Below are 16776 nucleotides of genomic sequence, written 5' to 3'. Positions count from 1 at the left end.
TCACTCCTCCTGTCGTAGGTGCGCCGCGACCACCAGCTGGCCGAGGGCCAATCCGCCGTCGTTCGGAGGGACTTCGCCGTGGCGGAGCACCACGAAGCCGTCGTCGTCCAGCAGCCGTGCGCACTCCTCCTCCAGCAGCGCGTTGGCGAAGACACCGCCGCTGAGGGCCACGGTGGCCAGGCCGGTGTCCCGGCGCGCTCGCCGGCAGATCTCCGCGACGGCCCGTGCCACCGAGCGGTGGAAGCGGGCGGCGAGCACGGGGGCCGGGGTGCCGCGCCGCAGATCGGCGACGAGTGCGCTGAGCACGGGCGCCGGGTCGAAATCGCCGGCGAAGGCGTACGCCGAGGTCTCGGCGTCCCAGGCCGAAGCGGCCGCCGCCTCCAGTTCCAGGGCGGCCTGGGCCTCGTACTCCGCGCGATGGCACACCCCGACGAGCGACGACACGGCGTCGAAGAGCCGGCCCATGCTGGAGGTCGCCACACAGGCCAGGCCGCGCTCCAACTGCCTGCTCAGCAGCGCCAGTTCATCGGGTGGGCAGGCCTCGACGCAGGGCAGGCCCGCGTCCCACGGCAGGCCCGCCGCCCACAGCCGGGCCAGCGCCAGGCGGCGCGGATGGGCCACGCCCGCGTCGCCGCCGGGCAGCGGGGCGGGAGCGAGGTGGGCGTAGCGCCGGAAGCCGCTGTAACCGGCGAGCAGGATCTCGCCGCCCCAGACGGTGCCGTCGTCGCCGTAGCCCGTGCCGTCGAAGGCGACCCCGATCACGGGGGCGGTGCCGTCGAGACCGTGCTCGGCCATAGCGGAGGCGATGTGCGCGTGGTGGTGCTGCACCAGCACCGGGGCTCGACCGGTCGGCCGGGCGGCCCACCGCGCCGAGTGGTATCCGGGGTGCCGGTCCGCGACGACGACCTCGGGGGTGACGCCGGTCAGGCACCGCAGGTGCGCCTCCGCCCGCCGGGCCGCCTCCAGGGTGGTCAGATCGCCCATGTCGCCGATGTGCGGGCCGAACCAGGCCTGGTCGCCCTCGCCGAGACACAGGGCGTTCTTCAGATCGCCGCCCACGGCGAGCGCGGGCCGCACCGGGACCGGCAGCCGCAGCGGGCGGGGCACGTACCCCCGCGAGCGGCGCAGCACCTGCTCTGTGCCGTCGGGGCGCACCCGCAGCAGCGAGTCGTCACAGGGCGAGGCGATGGGCCGGTCATGGGCGAGCCACGCGTCGGCCAGCCCGGCGAGCCGGGTCAGCGCCTCGTCGTCGTCCGTGACGATCGGTTCGCCGGAGCGGTTGCCGCTCGTCATGACCAGCACACGCGGTCCCGGCGGATCGCCGGGCAGCCCGAACAGCAGGGTGTGCACGGGCGTGTAGGGCAGCATGACGCCCAGGTGGGGGCTGCCGGGGCAGACGCCGGCCGCGAGGCCTGCCTGCCCGGCCCGTCGGCGGAGGAGGACGATGGGGCGCCGGGGGCTGGTGAGGGCGGCCAGTTCGGGCGTGGAGAGCACGGCGATCCGCCGTACGGTGTCCAGGTCCGCGCACATCACCGCGAACGGCTTGCCACCGCGCGCCTTGCGGGTGCGCAGCGTCTCGACGGCCCGCGCGTCGGTCGCGTCGCACGCCAGGTGGTAGCCGCCGAGGCCCTTGACGGCGACGATCCGCCCGGCGGCCAGCAGTGCGCGTGCCGCCGCGAGTGCGTCGGCGTCCCGCGCCGGGCGGACGTCGCCGTCGGCGGCGGGCACCAGGCGCAGCCGGGGACCGCAGCCGGGGCAGGCCACGGGCTGGGCGTGGAAGCGCCGGTCGAGGGGATCGCCGTACTCCCGGGCGCAGTCGGCGCACATCGGGAAGCCGGCCATGGTCGTCACCGCCCGGTCGTACGGCATGCCCGTGGCGATGGTGAAGCGGGGCCCGCAGTGGGTGCAGGTGACGAACGGGTGCCGGTGCCGGCGGTCGGCCGGATCGGCCAGCTCCCGCAGACAGTCCGCGCAGGTCGCCGTGTCGGGCGGGAGATGAGTACGGCCGGGGGAGCGGTCGGTGGAACGGATGGCGAAGCTGCCCTCGGCGCCGCTGACGGGCAGGTCCTCGACCCCGACGCCGGTGACGGTGGCCAACGGCGGCGGCTGGGCGGCCAGCCGGTCGCAGAAGTCGGCGACCCGGTCCGGCGGTCCCTCCACCTCGATGAGGACTCCGCTCGCCGTGTTGCTCACGAACCCCGCGAGCGAGAGATCGGTGGCGAGGCGGTGCACGAAGGGCCGGAACCCCACGCCCTGCACGGTGCCGCGCACGGTGACCCGGCGGCGCACCGCCTGTGTGGCGGGCGCTGTCACGAGACGAGGCCGGCTTCAGCGCCCTCATGGGTGTGGGTGTGCGGGCGGGGCGCCAGCGGAGGCCGGTGCACCGGGGCCCCGTCCCGTACGGCGAGCACCCGCTCCAGGAGCGCGTCGACGCCGGCGCCGGTGCGGGCGCAGGACCGCAGCACCTCCACCCCGGGGTTGACCCGCTGCACATGGGTGTCGAAGGCGGTTTCGTCGAACCCGGCGGGTCCGGCCAGGTCGGTCTTGGTCAGCACCACCAACTGGGCGGACCCGAAGGCCGTCGGGTACTTCAGCGGCTTGTCCTCGCCCTCCGTCACCGCCATGAGCACGATCCGCAGACTCTCGCCCAGGTCGTAGGAGGCCGGGCAGACGAGGTTGCCGACGTTCTCCACGAACAGCAGCGAGGTGTCCTCGGGCAGCCAGCCCTCCACATGGCCGCGCAGCTGCCGCGCCTCCAGATGGCACAGCCCGTCCGTCAGCAGCTGCTTCACCGGGGCTCCCGACCGGGCCAGCCGCTCGGCGTCGTTCTCGGTCGCCAGGTCGGCGGTGAGCGCCGCCACCGGAAGGCCCCGCTCCACCGCCCTGGCGAGCACCCGCCCGAGCAGCTCCGTCTTGCCGCTGCCCGGACTGGACAGCAGATTGACCACGCTCACTGCGCGCCGGGCCAGCTCCTCGCGCAGGCCCGCGGCCAGACCGTCGTTCTTCGCCAGGACGGCCTGAGTGACCTCGTCCACGGAATCGCACATGGGCGCCGCTCCTCGCGGTCGGTGGGGAAAAATCGGTCCGCCACCGATCCTCGGCGCCATCTCTCACAGCGCCGGGCAGCCCGGCGGGGACAGGGCGGGGGATTCGTCCGGGCGGCTCAACGGGGGCGTGGCCGCCGGGTCGGCCAGCAGCACCGGAACCATGGCGTGCAGGGCGGCGACGGCCCGCCCGACCGCCTCGCGCACCGTCGCGCTGATGCCCGGGGCGATGTCCTCGTCGGCGGGTGCCCGCAGCTCCGGCTCGCAGGCCAGGACGAGGACGCGCGGGACCGGCTCGTCACCCAGGTGGGCGGCCAGGGCGAGGACCTTCGCCGGGTCCATGCCGTGCGCCTCGGGCGGGGCACCGGCCGAGGCGCGGCCGGGCATCTCCGGCTCGATCAGCGACAGAGTGCCCGGCTCGTGTCCCCGTACGGCGGCGTCGACCAGGACGGCCGTGTCATAGCCGTCGAGCAGTGCGTACGCGAGGTCCATGCCGCGGATGCCGAAGTCGCGGACCCGCACCTCGGGCGGCAGCGGGCGCTGGTCCAGGGCGTGGATCACCTCGGGGCCGAAGGCGTCGTCCGCGAGGAAGATGTTGCCGACGCCCGCCACGAGCAGCCGCGCACTCATACCGCGCCTTCGGGGGCCAGCGGCCGGGCGGAGCCGGTCGGGTTCTTGCGGACGAAGGCGGACCGCAGCTCGTGGTACGGGGCCTGCGGATCGAAGAAGACGGCGCGCATGCGGGCGAGTTCGCTCCGCCGGTATTCGGCGAGGGGGCGCTGGAGTTCGTCCGCGTGACGTGCCGTGGCCTTGGTGGTGATCCGGCGTGCGAGATCCGGGTCGCCGGCCACCTCGGCGGCCAGGCGCTCGACCTCCCCGGTGAACTCCTGGGGAGCAACCGGCACCAGACGATCCACCAGCCCGATCCGCTCGGCCGTCGCGGCGCTCACCGGCAACGCCTCGCTCGTCAGCCGCTCGGCCGTCTCGGCTCCCACACGCCGCGGCAGCGAGTACGTCCAGAACTCCGAGCCGTACAGGCCCATGTTCCGGTAGTGCGGGTTGAGGACGCTGCCCGTGCGGCACCAGACCTCGTCGGCGGCCAGCGCCAGCATGACACCGCCGGCCGCCGCGTTGCCGCCGAGCGCCGCCACCACCAGCCGGTCGGTGGTGCGCAGCACGGCCTCCACCAGGTCGTTCATGGCGACGAGGTTGGACCAGGACTCGCCCGCCGGGTCGCTCGACGCCTCGATGACGTTCAGGTGGATGCCGTTGGAGAAGAAGTCGCGGGCGCCGCCGAGCACCAGCACCGAGGTGGAGCGGGTGAGCGCGTACCGGTAGGCGGCGAGCAGCCTGCGGCAGTGGTTGGTGCTCATCGCCCCGCCCGGGAACGAGAAGGACAGGAAGCCGACGTCGCCCCGCTGCCGGTAGCGGATGTCGGACCAGGTGGTGCGCTTCGGCGGCAGTTCGAGCGGGGCGGCGATCTCCGGCAGCCAGTACGGGCGGTCGTTCGAACCCGGCATGCCCGGGCCGCTGCCGGGCGGCGCCGGGAAGGAGGCGAGCACCGAGGCCGCCGGGCGGCGGAAGGGGGCCGGATCGCCGGAGCTCTTGCGGGGGCGCAGTTCCGGGATCCACACCGCGCCGTCGCGGGTGGCCCGGCACAGAGCGCCGGACCGGGTCGCGAGCAGCTCGCCCGGCTGTCCGCGCAGCCGGTCCTCGGGATGCCCGCCGTGCAGGAACACCTCCCGGCCGCAGAGTTCGTCCAGGACGCCCGGCTGCGAGTCGGCCCCGCGGAGCTTGCGCAGCACCGTTGCCGTGCTGTCGTTCTCCCAGTCGATCCGCCGCTGCTCCTGGCGGAAGAAGTCCCGCCACACCACACGGATCCCGGGATCGCTCTGCGGCCGCGGCTTGAACGACCCGTCGGCGTACCGCCCCACGGCCAGCAGCACCGCGTCTGCGGCGGCGTCGGACAGTTCGCCCCGGTACACGTCGCTCTTGCCGGCCGGCGGCACCGGGAAGGACCCGTCGGCCCAGATGTCTCCCGCGTCCATCGCCGCCTCGGCCTGGAGCACCGTCACGCCCCACTCGGGCGTCTCCTCGGCGATCGCCCAGTCCAGCGCCGCCGGGCCCCGGTCGCCGGGCGGCCCCGGGTGCACGATCAGGCAGGTGTGCTCCTGCCACACGTCCTCCGGCAGGGCGGACTTCAGCATCGGGGCGACGATCAGTTCCGGGCGCACCTCGCGTACGGCGGCCCGGACCGCGTCGGGCCCGTGGGAGGCGAGGACGACGTCCACACGGTGCCCGTGGTCCGACAGTTCCGCGTACACGCGCTGGGACAGGCTGTTGAACGCGCTGGCGACGAGCAAGATGTCCATGACATCGCATGGTCGCCGCTCCGGGGAGGCCCGAGAAGGACCACGGCGGCGTTTCGCCTGTCTTCGCGGGCCTCTTGCTCCATCCGGATCGCCCGCTGTCCGTTCCCGACGCCCGGACAGTCTTCAGGCCGCTCGGCTAGGCTGCACCTCCATGAATACCGGGACGGCGTCGCGCCACACACGGATCGGTGACCCGGTGCTCTCCTGAGCGCCGTACGGGCCGGTGCGGGCCCGCCGCGTGAACGAGGGCCTCGCGCTGCCGCGCGGGCTCCGCCTCCGTCGTGTTGATCACAGGTTTCGGCACATCAACCACGACAGGAGAACAGAACATGCCCGTCAAGGCGCTGCAGATCCCCACCGCGGACGGCCTGGCCGACGCCGTCGCCGCCTTCCCCCACGACGGCGAGCGGTACCCGGGGGTGCTGATGTACGCGGACGGCTTCGGCATCCGGCCCGTGCTGCGGGAGATGGCCCGCGAACTGGCCGGGCACGGGTACTACGTGCTCGTTCCCAACCTCTTTTACCGGCACGGCCCGGCACCGGTGATCGACCTTCCCGCCCACATCGGAGAAGAGGCCCGGCCCGCGCTCATGGCCCAGGTGATGCCCTTGATCGAGGCGCACACCGCCGAACGGGTCCTGAGCGACGCCGACGCCTACCTCAGGTTCCTCACCACCCGGCCCGAGGTCGGCGCCGGACCGGTCGCGGTGACCGGTTACTGCATAGGCGGCCTGCTCGCGGTGCGCACCGCCGCGGCCCACCCCGGCCGAGTGGCCGCCGTCGCCGCATTCCACGGACCCGTGGGCGCGGACGGCCCCGACGCCCTCGCCGAGATCACCGCCGACGTCCACTTCGGCCACGCCGAGAGCGACCTGACACCCGAGGCCCTCGACGAACTCAACCGGGCCCTGGACGCCGCCGGTGTCCGCCACACCTCCGAGATCTACCCCGGCACCGTCCACGGCTTCACCATGTCCGACACCGACGCCTTCGACCCCGCCGGACTACGGCGCCACTGGGACCGCCTGCTGCCCCTCCTCGACCGCACCCTCGCCAACAGGTGAGGCTCCGACGGCATGTTCAGCGGACATGATGGACGCGGCCCGTTTCGCCGCGTACGCATGACTGCGCAGTCCGGCAGGACACCAGGCCCCAGGGAGAGACGCATGGCGCGAGAGGGAGGGCGGGCCGGCGGCGCCGCGCCGCGCGGTGTGGACGTGGCCCGGCTGGCCGGCGTCTCGCAGAAGACGGTGTCGAGGGTCCTCAACGGGGAGCGGTACGTCTCCGAGGAGGTGCGCCGGCGGGTGCTGGAGGCGGCCGGGGAACTCGGCTATCGGCTGAACAGCGCGGCCCGGGCGCTGGCCTGCGGCCGGACCCGCTCCATCGGCGTGGTCACGCTCGGGACCGCCCTCTACGGGCCCGCGTCGCTCCTGATCGGCGTCGAGCGGGCCGCGCGGGACGCCGGATACGCGCTCCGGGTCGTCACCACCCTGGAGGGCGACCCGCGAGGTGTCGTCTGCGCCTGGAGTCGCTGCTGGAGCAGGGCGTGGACGGCATCGTCGTCTCCGAGCCCATCGACGAGGGAGCGGTCTCCCTCAGCGTCGGCGTGCCGGTCCTCGTCCTCGGGGCGCCTGCCGCGTTCGGCGGCACCCGGACCGTCGCCACGGGCGTCGGCGCCGAACTCCTCGCGCGGACGGCCACCGAACACCTGCTGGACCTCGGCCACAGGACCGTCCACCACGTCGCGGGCCCCGAGCGGTGGTTCGCCGCCCGGGACCGCCTGGAGGGCTGGCGCGGCGCCCTCACCGCGCGGGGCGCCGAGCAGCCGGCCGTGCTCGTCGGCGACTGGTCGGCCGCGTCGGGCCACGAGGCGGGCCGCGCACTCGCCGCCGACCGTGACCTCACCGCCGTGTTCGCCGCCAATGACGACATGGCCATCGGCGTGATCCGCGCCCTGACGGAGGCCGGGCGGCGCGTGCCGGACGACGTCGGCGTGGTCGGCTTCGACGACATCCCGGTCGCCGCGTACGTGACCCCGCCGCTGACCACGGTGCGCCGGCCGTTCGACGCCGTGGCGCGAGAGGGACTCCGGCTCCTGGTGCAGGCCATCGAGATGCCCGGCGCACAACCGCCACCGGCGAACGACCCCCCCGGTCGAACTCGTGGTCCGCGCCTCGACCGCACCTCCGCCGCCCCGGTAGCCACCGGGGCTGCAGCGGTCTCGTCGCCGCCCCGCCCGCGCCGTACCCTGGTCCTATGGGTGCGCAGGACGGCCCTACGCTCATCACCTCCGTCCAGCGGGCCATGCGGCTGCTGGAGGCGGTGAGCTCACACCAGAACGGCGCGCCGGCCAAGCAGCTGGCGCGTGAGACCGAGCTGCCTCTGGCCACCGCCTATCACCTGCTGCGGACGCTGGTGCACGACGGCTACGTGCGGAAGCTGGACGACGGCGGGTTCGTCCTCGGCGACAAGCTGCAGAACCTCCGGACCACGGGCCGTGCGCAGGCCCTGCTCAGCCGCGTCCGGCCCACGCTCGCCGCGCTGCGGGACGAACTCGCGACCCCCGCCTACCTCACCTTCTACGAGGAGGGCGAGATCCGGGTCACCGAGATCGTCGACGGCCCCGGGACGCCCCGCGTCGACCTCTGGGTGGGCTTCGAGGACGCCGGGCACGCGACCGCCCTGGGCAAGTCCGTGCTCAGGGAACTGGACGAGGAGTCCCGCAAGGACTACCTCTCCCGCCACCACCTCGCCGACCTCACCCCGCGGACGATCACCAGCCCGCCCGAACTGCTCCGGCGGCTGGAGACCTCGCCCCTGGCCCCGGCCGTCATGGACCTGGAGGAGTACGCCCTCGGCACGGTCTGCGTCGCCGTCCCGGTCTACAGCGGGGACACCCTCGGCTCCCTCGGCGTCTCCCTGCCGGCGAACCGGCTCTCCCGGCTGCCGGAGATCAGCGCGCGGCTGCTGCCGACCGCGAGCCGCGTGACGCGGAGCCTCTCGCTCACTATCTGAAAATCCGCTCCTTGCCGGTGCCCCGCTCACCCCGTTTTCTGGATGAAACGGACATTGCAGGGGTGCGTGCGTCGCCAGGCCGGCGCCCCGCTCACAGATGAGGACCACGGATACCGACATGAGCCACACCCGAGACCTTGGTGACGACCACTGGGCCGTACGGCCGTTCAGCAAGCGGGTGGCCGGTGCCGGGGGCTCGGCGCGCAGACGCGTTCTCGCGCGGCTGGCCGCCGGTACGCCCGTCCTGCCGGTGCTGATCGTCACCGTCGTCGTGCTCGTCGACCTCGCCGGCGGAGCCGGGATGATCTGGCTGCCCCTGCTCGCGGCCGGTCCCGCCCTCGCCGCCACGACCAACGGCCCGCGCGGAGTCCTCTGGGTCGGCCTGCTCGCCGTCGTGTCCGGCCTGACGCTCGGCATCCGGGACGGTATGCCGGGCGGGGAACTGACCGCCGTACTGGCGGCGCTGACGGCCGTCACCCTCGCGAGCGGCCTGGCCGGCGTGCTGCGGGTGCGCAGCGAGCGCGTGCTCGCGGCCGTCCGCTCGGTCGCGGAGACCGCCCAGCACGCGCTGCTCAAGCCCGTGCCGCCGACCGTCGGGCCGTTCCAGGCGGCCGTGCGCTACAGCGCCGCCGCGGCCGAGGCCCGGATCGGCGGGGATCTCTACGCCCTGATACCCACGCCGCACGGGGTGCGGCTGATCGTCGGCGATGTGCGCGGCAAGGGGCTGCCCGCCGTGGGGACCGCCGCGCTGGTGCTCGGTGTCTTCCGGGAGGCCGCCCACGACGAGCCCGACCTCCTCGCCGTGGTCGACCGGATCGAGCGGAGTCTGGCGCGCAACCTCGGTCACGACGACTTCGTCACCGCGGTGGTGGCCGGATATCCGCGGGACGGGCACCTGGAGGTGGTGAACTGCGGGCACGCACCGCCGCTGCTGGTGCGCTCCTGCGGGCAGGTCACGCCGGTGGAGCCCGCTCATCCGTCCCCGCCCCTCGGGCTGCGCGCCCTCGCCGGCCACGGGCCCGGGCTCCATGTGCTGCCCTTCCACGACGGTGACCAGCTGCTGCTCTACACCGACGGGGTCACCGAGGCCCGGGACCAGGAGCGGGCCTTCTATCAGCTCGCTGATGGGCTGGAGCGACACGTGTCCCACGAGCCGGCCCGTACCCTCGGCGCGCTCCACGACGAGCTGCTGGACCATGTGGGCGGCCGGCTGCACGACGACGCGGCCCTGCTCCTGATCCGCAAACCGGCCGCCTCCGAAACCGGCATGCCGCAGAAGGTGACCGCTCCCGAGGCGCGGTGCGCCCTGTGAGGGCAGGGTTACGGCGTGCCGCGCAGGTCCTTGACCCGGCGGAGTTTGCCGAGGGAGCGCTCCAGGGTCTCCGGTTCGACGATCGACACGTCGACGGTGACACCGACGCCGTCCTTGACGTCCTTCGCGATCGCGCGGGCGGCGGCGTCGCGCAGACCGGCGGGCGTGCCGGGGCGGGTTTCGACGCGGACGGTCATGTGGTCCATCCGGCCGCGCCGCGTCAGCTCGATCTGGAAGTGCGGAGCGACACCGGGCGTGCGCAGCACGATCTCCTCGATCTGGCTGGGGAAGACGTTCACGCCCCGCAGGATGATCATGTCGTCGCAGCGGCCGGTGATCTTCTCGATGCGGCGGAAGGCGGGCCGGGCCGTGCCGGGCAGCAGCCGGGTCAGGTCGCGGGTGCGGTAGCGGACGACCGGCAGGGCCTCCTTGGTCAGCGACGTGAAGACCAGCTCGCCCTCCTCGCCGTCGGGCAGCACCTCGCCCGTGAGCGGGTCGACGACCTCGGGGTAGAAGTGGTCCTCCCACACGTGCAGGCCGTCCTTGGTCTCCACGCACTCCTGGGCGACACCCGGGCCGATGACCTCGGACAGGCCGTATATGTCGACGGCGTGGATGTCCAGGCGCTCCTCGATCTCGCGGCGCATCTCCTCCGTCCACGGCTCGGCACCGAAGATCCCGACCGTCAGCGAGGTCGAGCGGGGGTCGACGCCCTGACGCTCGAACTCGTCGAGGAGCGTGAGCATGTAGGAGGGGGTGACCATGATGATCTCGGGCTGGAAGTCCTGGATGATCTGCACCTGGCGTGCGGTCATGCCTCCCGACGCGGGGATGACGGTGCACCCTGCCCGCTCGGCCCCGTAGTGCGCGCCGAGGCCGCCGGTGAACAAGCCGTAACCGTAGGAGATGTGCACCTTGTGCCCGGGCCGCCCGCCGGCGGCGCGGATCGAGCGGGCGACCAGGTCCGCCCAGATCGACAGGTCGTTCTCGGTGTAGCCGACGACCGTGGGGCGGCCGGTGGTGCCGCTGGAGGCGTGGACGCGGCGGATCTGGTCCATGGGGACGGCGAACATGCCGAACGGGTAGGTGTCGCGCAGATCCCCCTTGGTCGTGAAGGGGAAGCGGGACAGGTCCGCCAGGGTCCGGCAGTCGTCGGGTCCGACCCCGGCCTCGTCGAACTTCCTCCGGTATGTCTCCACGTGGTCGTAGGCGTGGCGCAGGCTCCGGCGCAGCCGGTCGAGCTGGAGCTCGCGCAGCTCCTCGCGCGTCAGGCGCTCGGCGTCGTCCAGCAGCAGCATCAGTTCGCACCACCCTGTGGCTCGATCGCATCATCCTGTGACCCGACCGACCATTCGGTCAGCTTCGGCGCTGCCAAGTAATCCAGCCGCCCCAAGGCCTGTCAAGAGCCAGTGGGGTCTTACCAAGGCGCGCGTGCTCGTTCTATGATGGACCGAACGAATGGTCGGTTGGGAAGTGGGACGGATGGACACGACACACTCCAGCCCCCCGGGGGCGGACGAGACCGAGCCGGTTCTCCAGGAGCACTTCGACGCGACGATCGCGCGGGATCAGCGGATCGAGCCGCGCGACTGGATGCCGGAGGGCTACCGGAAGACGCTGGTGCGGCAGATCGCGCAGCACGCGCACTCGGAGATCATCGGCATGCAGCCGGAGGGCGAGTGGATCACGCGTGCGCCGTCGCTGCGCCGCAAGGCCATTCTGTTCGCGAAGGTCCAGGACGAGGCCGGGCACGGGCTGTATCTGTACTCGGCGGCGGAGACGCTGGGCGCCGACCGCGCGGATCTGACCGAGCGGCTCATCGAGGGCCGCCAGAAGTACTCCTCGATCTTCAACTACCCCACGCTGTCCTTCGCGGACGTCGGGGTGATCGGCTGGTTCGTGGACGGCGCGGCGATCTGCAACCAGGTGCCGCTGTGCCGGTCGTCGTACGGGCCGTACGCGCGGGCGATGGTGCGGATCTGCAAGGAGGAGTCGTTCCACCAGCGGCAGGGCTACGAGCTGCTGATGACGATGATGCGGGGTACCCAGGAGCAGCGGGAGATGGTGCAGGACGCGGTGGACCGCTGGTGGTGGCCGTCGCTGATGATGTTCGGCCCGCCCGACGACGCCTCGCCCAATTCCGCGCAGTCGATGGCCTGGAAAATCAAGCGGCACAGCAACGACGAACTGCGTCAGCGGTTCGTCGACATGACCGTCCCGCAGGCCGAGAAGCTCGGCGTGACGCTGCCCGACCCGGAGCTGCGCTGGAACGAGGAGCGCGGACACCACGACTTCGGCACGCCCGACTGGGACGAGCTCATGCGGGTCATCAAGGGCGACGGCCCGTGCAACGCCCAGCGGATGGAGCGGCGCCGCACCGCTCATGAGGAGGGCGCCTGGGTGCGTGAGGCGGCCACCGCCCACGCCGTCAAACAGGCCGCCCGCGCGCGGAAGGGAGCCGTGGCATGACCGACGGGAAGCAGAACTGGCCGCTGTACGAGGTGTTCGTGCGCGGCAAGCGCGGGCTGAACCACGTCCACGTGGGGTCACTGCACGCCGCCGACGACCGCATGGCGCTCACGCACGCCCGTGACCTGTACACGCGGCGCAACGAGGGCGTGAGCATCTGGGTCGTGCGCTCCGAGCACATCGCCGCGTCCACGCGCGACGAGAAGGACCCGTTCTTCGAGCCCAGCGCGGACAAGGTCTACCGGCACCCGACCTTCTACGACATCCCCGACGATGTCCCGCACATCTGAGGAGAGGGCATGAGCGACGACCACGTCTACATGACCCTCGCCGAGGGACACGAGGACGACGCCCGCTGGGCCTACGGCACCGGCTTCGAGGACCCCCTGCACGGCGTGGACACCGCCGTCCCCGACGGTCTGGACGCCGGGGAACTGGCCGCCCTGTGCGTCACCCTGGCCGACGACGCCCTGGTCTCGGCCCAGCGGCTGGCCGAGTGGACCACCCGGGCGCCCGAGCTGGAGGAGGAGGTGGCGCTGGCCAACATCGGGCTCGATCTGCTCGGCCAGGCCCGCCTGCTGTACTCCCGCGCCGGCCAGGTCGACGGGACCGGGCGGGGCGAGGACGCCTACGCCTACTTCCGCGACGCCGGCGAGTTCCGTAACGTACGCCTGGCCGAAGTGCCCAACGGTGACTTCGCGTTCTCGATCGTGCGGCTGCTGGTGTTCGCGAGCTGGCGCCTCGCGCACTTCGAGCGGCTCACCGCCCACCGCGACCCGGTGCTCGCGGCGATCGCCGCCAAGGGCGTGAAGGAGCTGGCCTACCACCGGCAGTACGCGGCCGAGTGGGTGGTGCGGCTGGGCGACGGCACCGAGGAGTCCCACCGCCGGACGCGCAGGGCGCTGGAGCAGGTGGCGCCCTACCTCGGCGAGTTGTTCACGGCGTACGACGTACGGGACGAGGTCGTCGCCGTCCTGCGCCAGGTCACCGAGGCGGCCGGACTGCCCATGCCCGTCTACCGGCCGCTGCCCGGCTCGGGCCGCACCGGCGAGCACACCGAGCATCTCGCCCCGCTGCTGGCCGAGTTGCAGGGCGTGGCCCGCGCTCACCCGGAGGCGACATGGTGACGACGGCCCTGGACGCGCGACGGGCCCGGCGCATCGCCGAGGAGGTCCCCGACCCCGAGCTGCCCATGCTCACACTGGCCGACCTCGGGGTGCTGCGCGAGGTGTCCCTGGAGCCGGACGGGACAGTGGTCGCGAGCCTGACCCCGACCTACTCGGGCTGCCCGGCCATGGCCGAGATGCGCGCGGGCGTGGCCGCCCGGCTCAAGGATGCCGGCTACCCGCGCGTGGAGATCCGCACCGTCCTCGACCCGCCGTGGACCAGCGACTGGATCACGCCGCAGGGCCGCCGCAAGCTCGCCGAGCATGGCATAGCCCCGCCCGGCGCCGCGCCCGCGCGCGCCGCCGGACCGGTCCCGCTCGTGCTGTCGCCGACCCGCCGCTTTGTGCCCTGCCCCCGCTGCGGCAGCGCGGACACCGAGGAGACCTCCCGCTTCGCCGCCACGTCCTGCAAGGCGCTGTGGCGCTGCCTCGCCTGCCGCGAGCCGTTCGAGTACGTCAAGGAGATCTGATGGAGGACCTGATGCAGCCGGCCCCCGCCCCGGCGCCGCGCGCGCGAGCCCGCCGGCGTCCGGTCTTCCATCCCCTGCGGGTCGCCGCCGTGCAGCCGCTGTGCGAGGACGCGGTGGCCGTCAGCTTCGACATCCCGGCCGAGCTGGCCGAGGAGTTCGCCTTCGCGCCCGGCCAGTCGCTCACCCTGCGGCGCCAGATCGACGGCCGGGACGAGCGCCGCTCCTACTCGATCTGCTCGCCCGCCGGAACGGCACCGCGCATCGGCGTCCGGGTCGTACCCGGCGGCCTGTTCTCCTCCTGGCTGGTGCACGAGGTACGGCCCGGCGACACCGTCGAGGTGATGGCCCCCACCGGCGCCTTCACCCCCGACCTCACCACCCCCGGCCACCACGTCCTGATCGCGGCCGGCTCCGGCATCACGCCCATGGTGTCCATCGCCGAGTCCGTCCTGGCCGCCGACTCCCGCTCGACGGTCACTCTCCTCTACGGCAACCGTCGCACGGGCACGGTGATGTTCGCCGACGAGCTGGCCGACCTGAAGGACCTCTACCCGACGCGGTTCCAGCTCGCCCACGTCCTCTCCCGTGAGCCCCGCGAGGCCGAGGTGCTCTCCGGCCGCCTCGACGCCGACCGGCTGTCGGCGCTCATCGACGCGCTGGTCGACGTGGAGTCCGCCGACCACTGGTGGCTGTGCGGCCCGCACGGCATGGTCCGCGCCGCCCAGGAGGTCCTCGCCGGCCTCGGTGTTCCCGGCGACCGCGTCCACCAGGAGCTGTTCTACGCCGACGACGAACCCGTACGCGAGGTCCACCACGCCGAGACCGGCCCTTCCGGCCCGGTCAGCCAGGTCACCGTCACCCTCGACGGCCGCTCCACCACCTCCGCCCTGCCCCGCGAGCGGACCATCCTCGAAGGCGCCCAGCAGACCCGCCCCGACCTGCCGTTCGCCTGCAAGGGCGGGGTCTGCGGCACCTGCCGCGCCCTGGTCACCGACGGCAAGGCCGACATGCGCCGCAACTTCGCCCTCGAACCGGCCGAGGTCGACGCGGGCTACGTCCTCACCTGCCAGTCGTTCCCGGTCTCCGAAGCCCTGACGGTGGACTTCGACACCTGAGCCCGGGCCCTCAACGGACGGATCGCGCCGGAGTCTTGACCGCGTCCCGAGGGGCGCCGCTCACCCTCCGGAACGAGGCCGCGGACGGCTTACAGGAATGGCGTCTGGTCCGGCAGCCGGGGCCTCGGCCCGAGTGACGCTCACTCGGCGCGCAGGACGCGCAGCGCCGTCAGCGCCACGTGGAGTTCGGTGCGCCGCTCACCGGATTCGAGGTCGGTGTCGAGGAGGCGTTCGATGGTGCGCAGACGCTGGTACATGGTCTCCCTGGACAGGCCGCCGCGGCGGGCCGCGGTGGTCTTGTTGCCCGCGGCGTCGAGATAGTGGCCCAGCGTCGTCAGCAGGCCCGTGCCGTGCCGGGTGTCGTGGTCGATGAGCCGGCCGAGCCGCCGTTCGGTGTAGTCCTGGACGCGGGTGTCCTCGCGCAGGGCGTACAGCAGGCGGCGCAGGTCGATGTCCGGCAGCTCGTGGAAGGAGCGGTCCGCGGGGAGGGGCTGGCCGGGCGGGGTGGCCTCGGTGACCCGGGCCGCCTCCCGGAAGGAGCGTGCGGTGTCGGCGAGTTCCGCCACCTCCGAGCCGACGCTCACGATCGCCTCCGGGACCAGGCTCAGCGCGGTGCGGCTCAGCCGTTCGGCCACGGGGCGCCACGGCTGAGAGGGGCGCAGGGCCAGCAGCACGCCGAGGCGGCCGGGGGAGAGTTCCCCGACCAGCGCCGGGACACCCGCCGATCGGAGCTCCCCGTGCAGCCGGGTCTCGGGTTCGCTCCCCCCGGCGCCGGTGCCCAGGTCGACGAGGATCGCCAGGAAGCGGCTGTCCCGGGTGGGCAGGCCGAGCGCGGCACAGCGGGCGCGGGCGTCCTCGGGGGAGTGGTGGCGCTGCTCCGCCAGCTCCCGCAGGGCGGAGCGGTGGGCCGTGTGCTCCCACGGCGTGGCGTGGATGAGCCGGGCGACGGTCAGGGCCATCGCCGTTCTCTCCAGGACGGTGACGTGCTCCGGCCCGAAGCCCTGCCCCTCGCCGGGGGACGGGAGCATGGCCAGGCGGCCCCAGCGTTCCCCCTGGTAGGAGACCGGTGCCGTGAGCCAGCCCTCCGGGCCGCCCACCTCCGTGTGGTCGCCGGGCGCGGTGGCCCGGGAGCGGTCCTCCCAGCCGGTGAGCGCCTCCTGCACCGTGCTGCCCGACGGCTCGCAGATCAGCGCCTGGTGCACCAGGTTCTCCAGGACGACCGTCCGGCCGCTCATCTCCGCCGCAGCGCGCACCACGTCCTCCGGGCCCGCGCCGCGCAACGTCAGGGCCGTGAACGCCTCGTGGACACGCTGCGTCCGGCGCATCGCGTCGGCCTGGCTGCCGAGGATGAGGGCGTGGACGACCTGGGTGACCTCCAGGAAGTTGACGTCCCGGGCCAGGGTCACCAGGGGCAGCCCCCGGGCCCGGCAGGCCTGGACGAGGGCGTCGGGCGGACGGTGGTAGCGCCGTACCAGCTCGATGACCAGGGCGGCCGCTCCCACCTCCGTGAGTTCGTCCACGTACCGCCGCACCCCCGCGGCGTCCTCGGGCAGCGGCATGCCCGTGGTCAGGACCAGCTCGCCGCCCTTGAGGAAGGAGGCCGGGTCCGTCAGCTCGGTGATGTGCACCCAGCGCACCGGCCGGTCCAGCTGGGCCAGCCCGGTGACGACCTGGGGCTGTCCGGCGGCCAGGACGGGCAGGGCGAGGACGTCGGCGACCGTCGGCGCGCGACCGGCCGGGGTCGTCGGGTGGTTCTCGTTCACGGTGTCTCCCTGCTCGCCCGGTCACTCTGACAAGCGGCACTGACCTGCGC

Annotated in this window: 13 protein-coding genes and 2 pseudogenes; 9 read left to right on the top strand and 6 right to left on the bottom strand. The window is 73.3% G+C overall.

Features of this window, described 5'->3' with window-relative positions; all coding sequences use genetic code 11:
* From hypF to ACIBL4_RS00665, 4 genes and pseudogenes are all read right to left on the bottom strand, one after another.
* Entirely contained in the window at positions 1-2313 is a 2313-nt protein-coding gene (gene hypF, locus ACIBL4_RS00680; RefSeq protein ID WP_399405041.1) for a carbamoyltransferase HypF, read from the bottom strand.
* The gene (gene hypB, locus ACIBL4_RS00675) at positions 2310-3047 is read right to left on the bottom strand and encodes a hydrogenase nickel incorporation protein HypB (protein WP_399405039.1); all 738 of its coding nucleotides are present in this window, start codon (positions 3045-3047) and stop codon (positions 2310-2312) included. The genes hypF and hypB overlap by 4 nt, the downstream gene beginning before the upstream one ends.
* 43 nt (positions 3048-3090) lie before the next feature.
* Positions 3091-3674 (bottom strand): annotated as a pseudogene (locus ACIBL4_RS00670) (hydrogenase maturation protease); the annotation flags it as partial.
* A complete protein-coding gene (locus ACIBL4_RS00665) occupies positions 3671-5416 on the bottom strand; it encodes an enoyl-CoA hydratase-related protein (RefSeq protein WP_399405037.1) in 1746 nt (581 codons plus the stop codon). The gene ACIBL4_RS00665 and the pseudogene ACIBL4_RS00670, both read right to left, overlap by 4 nt.
* Before the next feature lie 329 nt (positions 5417-5745).
* Here ACIBL4_RS00665 and ACIBL4_RS00660 point away from each other — a divergent pair, with 329 nt between their 5' ends.
* The 4 genes and pseudogenes from ACIBL4_RS00660 to ACIBL4_RS00645 all read left to right on the top strand — a co-directional run bounded on the left by ACIBL4_RS00660 (position 5746) and on the right by ACIBL4_RS00645 (position 9743).
* A complete protein-coding gene (locus ACIBL4_RS00660; RefSeq protein ID WP_399405035.1) occupies positions 5746-6480 on the top strand; it encodes a dienelactone hydrolase family protein in 735 nt (244 codons plus the stop codon).
* 102 nt (positions 6481-6582) lie between these two features.
* Positions 6583-7617: pseudogene (locus tag ACIBL4_RS00655) on the top strand (LacI family DNA-binding transcriptional regulator).
* A 55-nt stretch (positions 7618-7672) separates the two neighbouring features.
* Complete coding sequence (locus ACIBL4_RS00650; protein WP_399405033.1) at positions 7673-8431, top strand: IclR family transcriptional regulator; 759 nt, start codon at positions 7673-7675, stop codon at positions 8429-8431.
* A 118-nt stretch (positions 8432-8549) separates the two neighbouring features.
* Positions 8550-9743: a PP2C family protein-serine/threonine phosphatase gene (locus ACIBL4_RS00645; protein ID WP_399405031.1), complete on the top strand. Its 1194-nt coding sequence runs from the start codon at positions 8550-8552 to the stop codon at positions 9741-9743.
* Positions 9744-9751: 8 nt separating this feature from the next.
* Here the strand turns inward: ACIBL4_RS00645 and paaK are convergent, their stop codons facing one another.
* Positions 9752-11041 carry a phenylacetate--CoA ligase PaaK gene (paaK, locus tag ACIBL4_RS00640; RefSeq protein WP_399405029.1) on the bottom strand — a complete coding sequence of 430 codons (1290 nt, stop codon included), beginning with the start codon at positions 11039-11041 and terminating at the stop codon, positions 9752-9754.
* Positions 11042-11225: 184 nt separating this feature from the next.
* Here paaK and paaA point away from each other — a divergent pair, with 184 nt between their 5' ends.
* From paaA to paaE, 5 genes are read left to right on the top strand one after another with little or no spacing between them, the layout of a single operon-like run.
* Positions 11226-12212, top strand: a complete 987-nt coding sequence (gene paaA, locus ACIBL4_RS00635) for a 1,2-phenylacetyl-CoA epoxidase subunit PaaA (protein WP_399405027.1) — start codon at positions 11226-11228, stop codon at positions 12210-12212.
* On the top strand, positions 12209-12502 hold the full coding sequence (gene paaB, locus ACIBL4_RS00630; RefSeq protein WP_020274713.1) for a 1,2-phenylacetyl-CoA epoxidase subunit PaaB: 294 nt from the start codon (positions 12209-12211) through the stop codon (positions 12500-12502). The genes paaA and paaB overlap by 4 nt, the downstream gene beginning before the upstream one ends.
* Before the next feature lie 9 nt (positions 12503-12511).
* On the top strand, positions 12512-13339 hold the full coding sequence (gene paaC, locus ACIBL4_RS00625) for a 1,2-phenylacetyl-CoA epoxidase subunit PaaC (protein ID WP_399405024.1): 828 nt from the start codon (positions 12512-12514) through the stop codon (positions 13337-13339).
* On the top strand, positions 13333-13848 hold the full coding sequence (gene paaD, locus ACIBL4_RS00620; RefSeq protein WP_399405022.1) for a 1,2-phenylacetyl-CoA epoxidase subunit PaaD: 516 nt from the start codon (positions 13333-13335) through the stop codon (positions 13846-13848). Before paaC ends, paaD begins: the two co-directional genes overlap by 7 nt.
* Positions 13848-14963, top strand: coding sequence for a 1,2-phenylacetyl-CoA epoxidase subunit PaaE (gene paaE, locus ACIBL4_RS00615; RefSeq protein WP_399405020.1), 1116 nt, complete (start codon positions 13848-13850; stop codon positions 14961-14963). Before paaD ends, paaE begins: the two co-directional genes overlap by 1 nt.
* Before the next feature lie 140 nt (positions 14964-15103).
* On the opposite strand, the gene ACIBL4_RS00610 is transcribed toward paaE, so the two are convergent.
* Complete coding sequence (locus ACIBL4_RS00610; RefSeq protein ID WP_399405017.1) at positions 15104-16726, bottom strand: PucR family transcriptional regulator; 1623 nt, start codon at positions 16724-16726, stop codon at positions 15104-15106.
* Between the last annotated feature and the right edge of the window lie 50 nt (positions 16727-16776).

It is taken from the genome of Streptomyces sp. NPDC050416, assembly GCF_044458845.1.
Classification (GTDB): domain Bacteria; phylum Actinomycetota; class Actinomycetes; order Streptomycetales; family Streptomycetaceae; genus Streptomyces.
This window is presented reverse-complemented; position numbering and strand designations above follow the sequence as displayed.

Coding starts and splice junctions, on each gene's coding strand:
- paaA (WP_399405027.1), top strand. CDS start 11,226: ATGGACACGACACACTCCAGCCCCCCGGGGGCGGACGAGACCGAGCCG.
- ACIBL4_RS00665 (WP_399405037.1), bottom strand. CDS start 5,416: ATGGACATCTTGCTCGTCGCCAGCGCGTTCAACAGCCTGTCCCAGCGC.
- paaK (WP_399405029.1), bottom strand. CDS start 11,041: ATGCTGCTGCTGGACGACGCCGAGCGCCTGACGCGCGAGGAGCTGCGC.
- ACIBL4_RS00660 (WP_399405035.1), top strand. CDS start 5,746: ATGCCCGTCAAGGCGCTGCAGATCCCCACCGCGGACGGCCTGGCCGAC.
- paaE (WP_399405020.1), top strand. CDS start 13,848: ATGGAGGACCTGATGCAGCCGGCCCCCGCCCCGGCGCCGCGCGCGCGA.
- ACIBL4_RS00645 (WP_399405031.1), top strand. CDS start 8,550: ATGAGCCACACCCGAGACCTTGGTGACGACCACTGGGCCGTACGGCCG.
- paaD (WP_399405022.1), top strand. CDS start 13,333: ATGGTGACGACGGCCCTGGACGCGCGACGGGCCCGGCGCATCGCCGAG.
- paaB (WP_020274713.1), top strand. CDS start 12,209: ATGACCGACGGGAAGCAGAACTGGCCGCTGTACGAGGTGTTCGTGCGC.
- hypB (WP_399405039.1), bottom strand. CDS start 3,047: ATGTGCGATTCCGTGGACGAGGTCACTCAGGCCGTCCTGGCGAAGAAC.
- paaC (WP_399405024.1), top strand. CDS start 12,512: ATGAGCGACGACCACGTCTACATGACCCTCGCCGAGGGACACGAGGAC.
- ACIBL4_RS00650 (WP_399405033.1), top strand. CDS start 7,673: ATGGGTGCGCAGGACGGCCCTACGCTCATCACCTCCGTCCAGCGGGCC.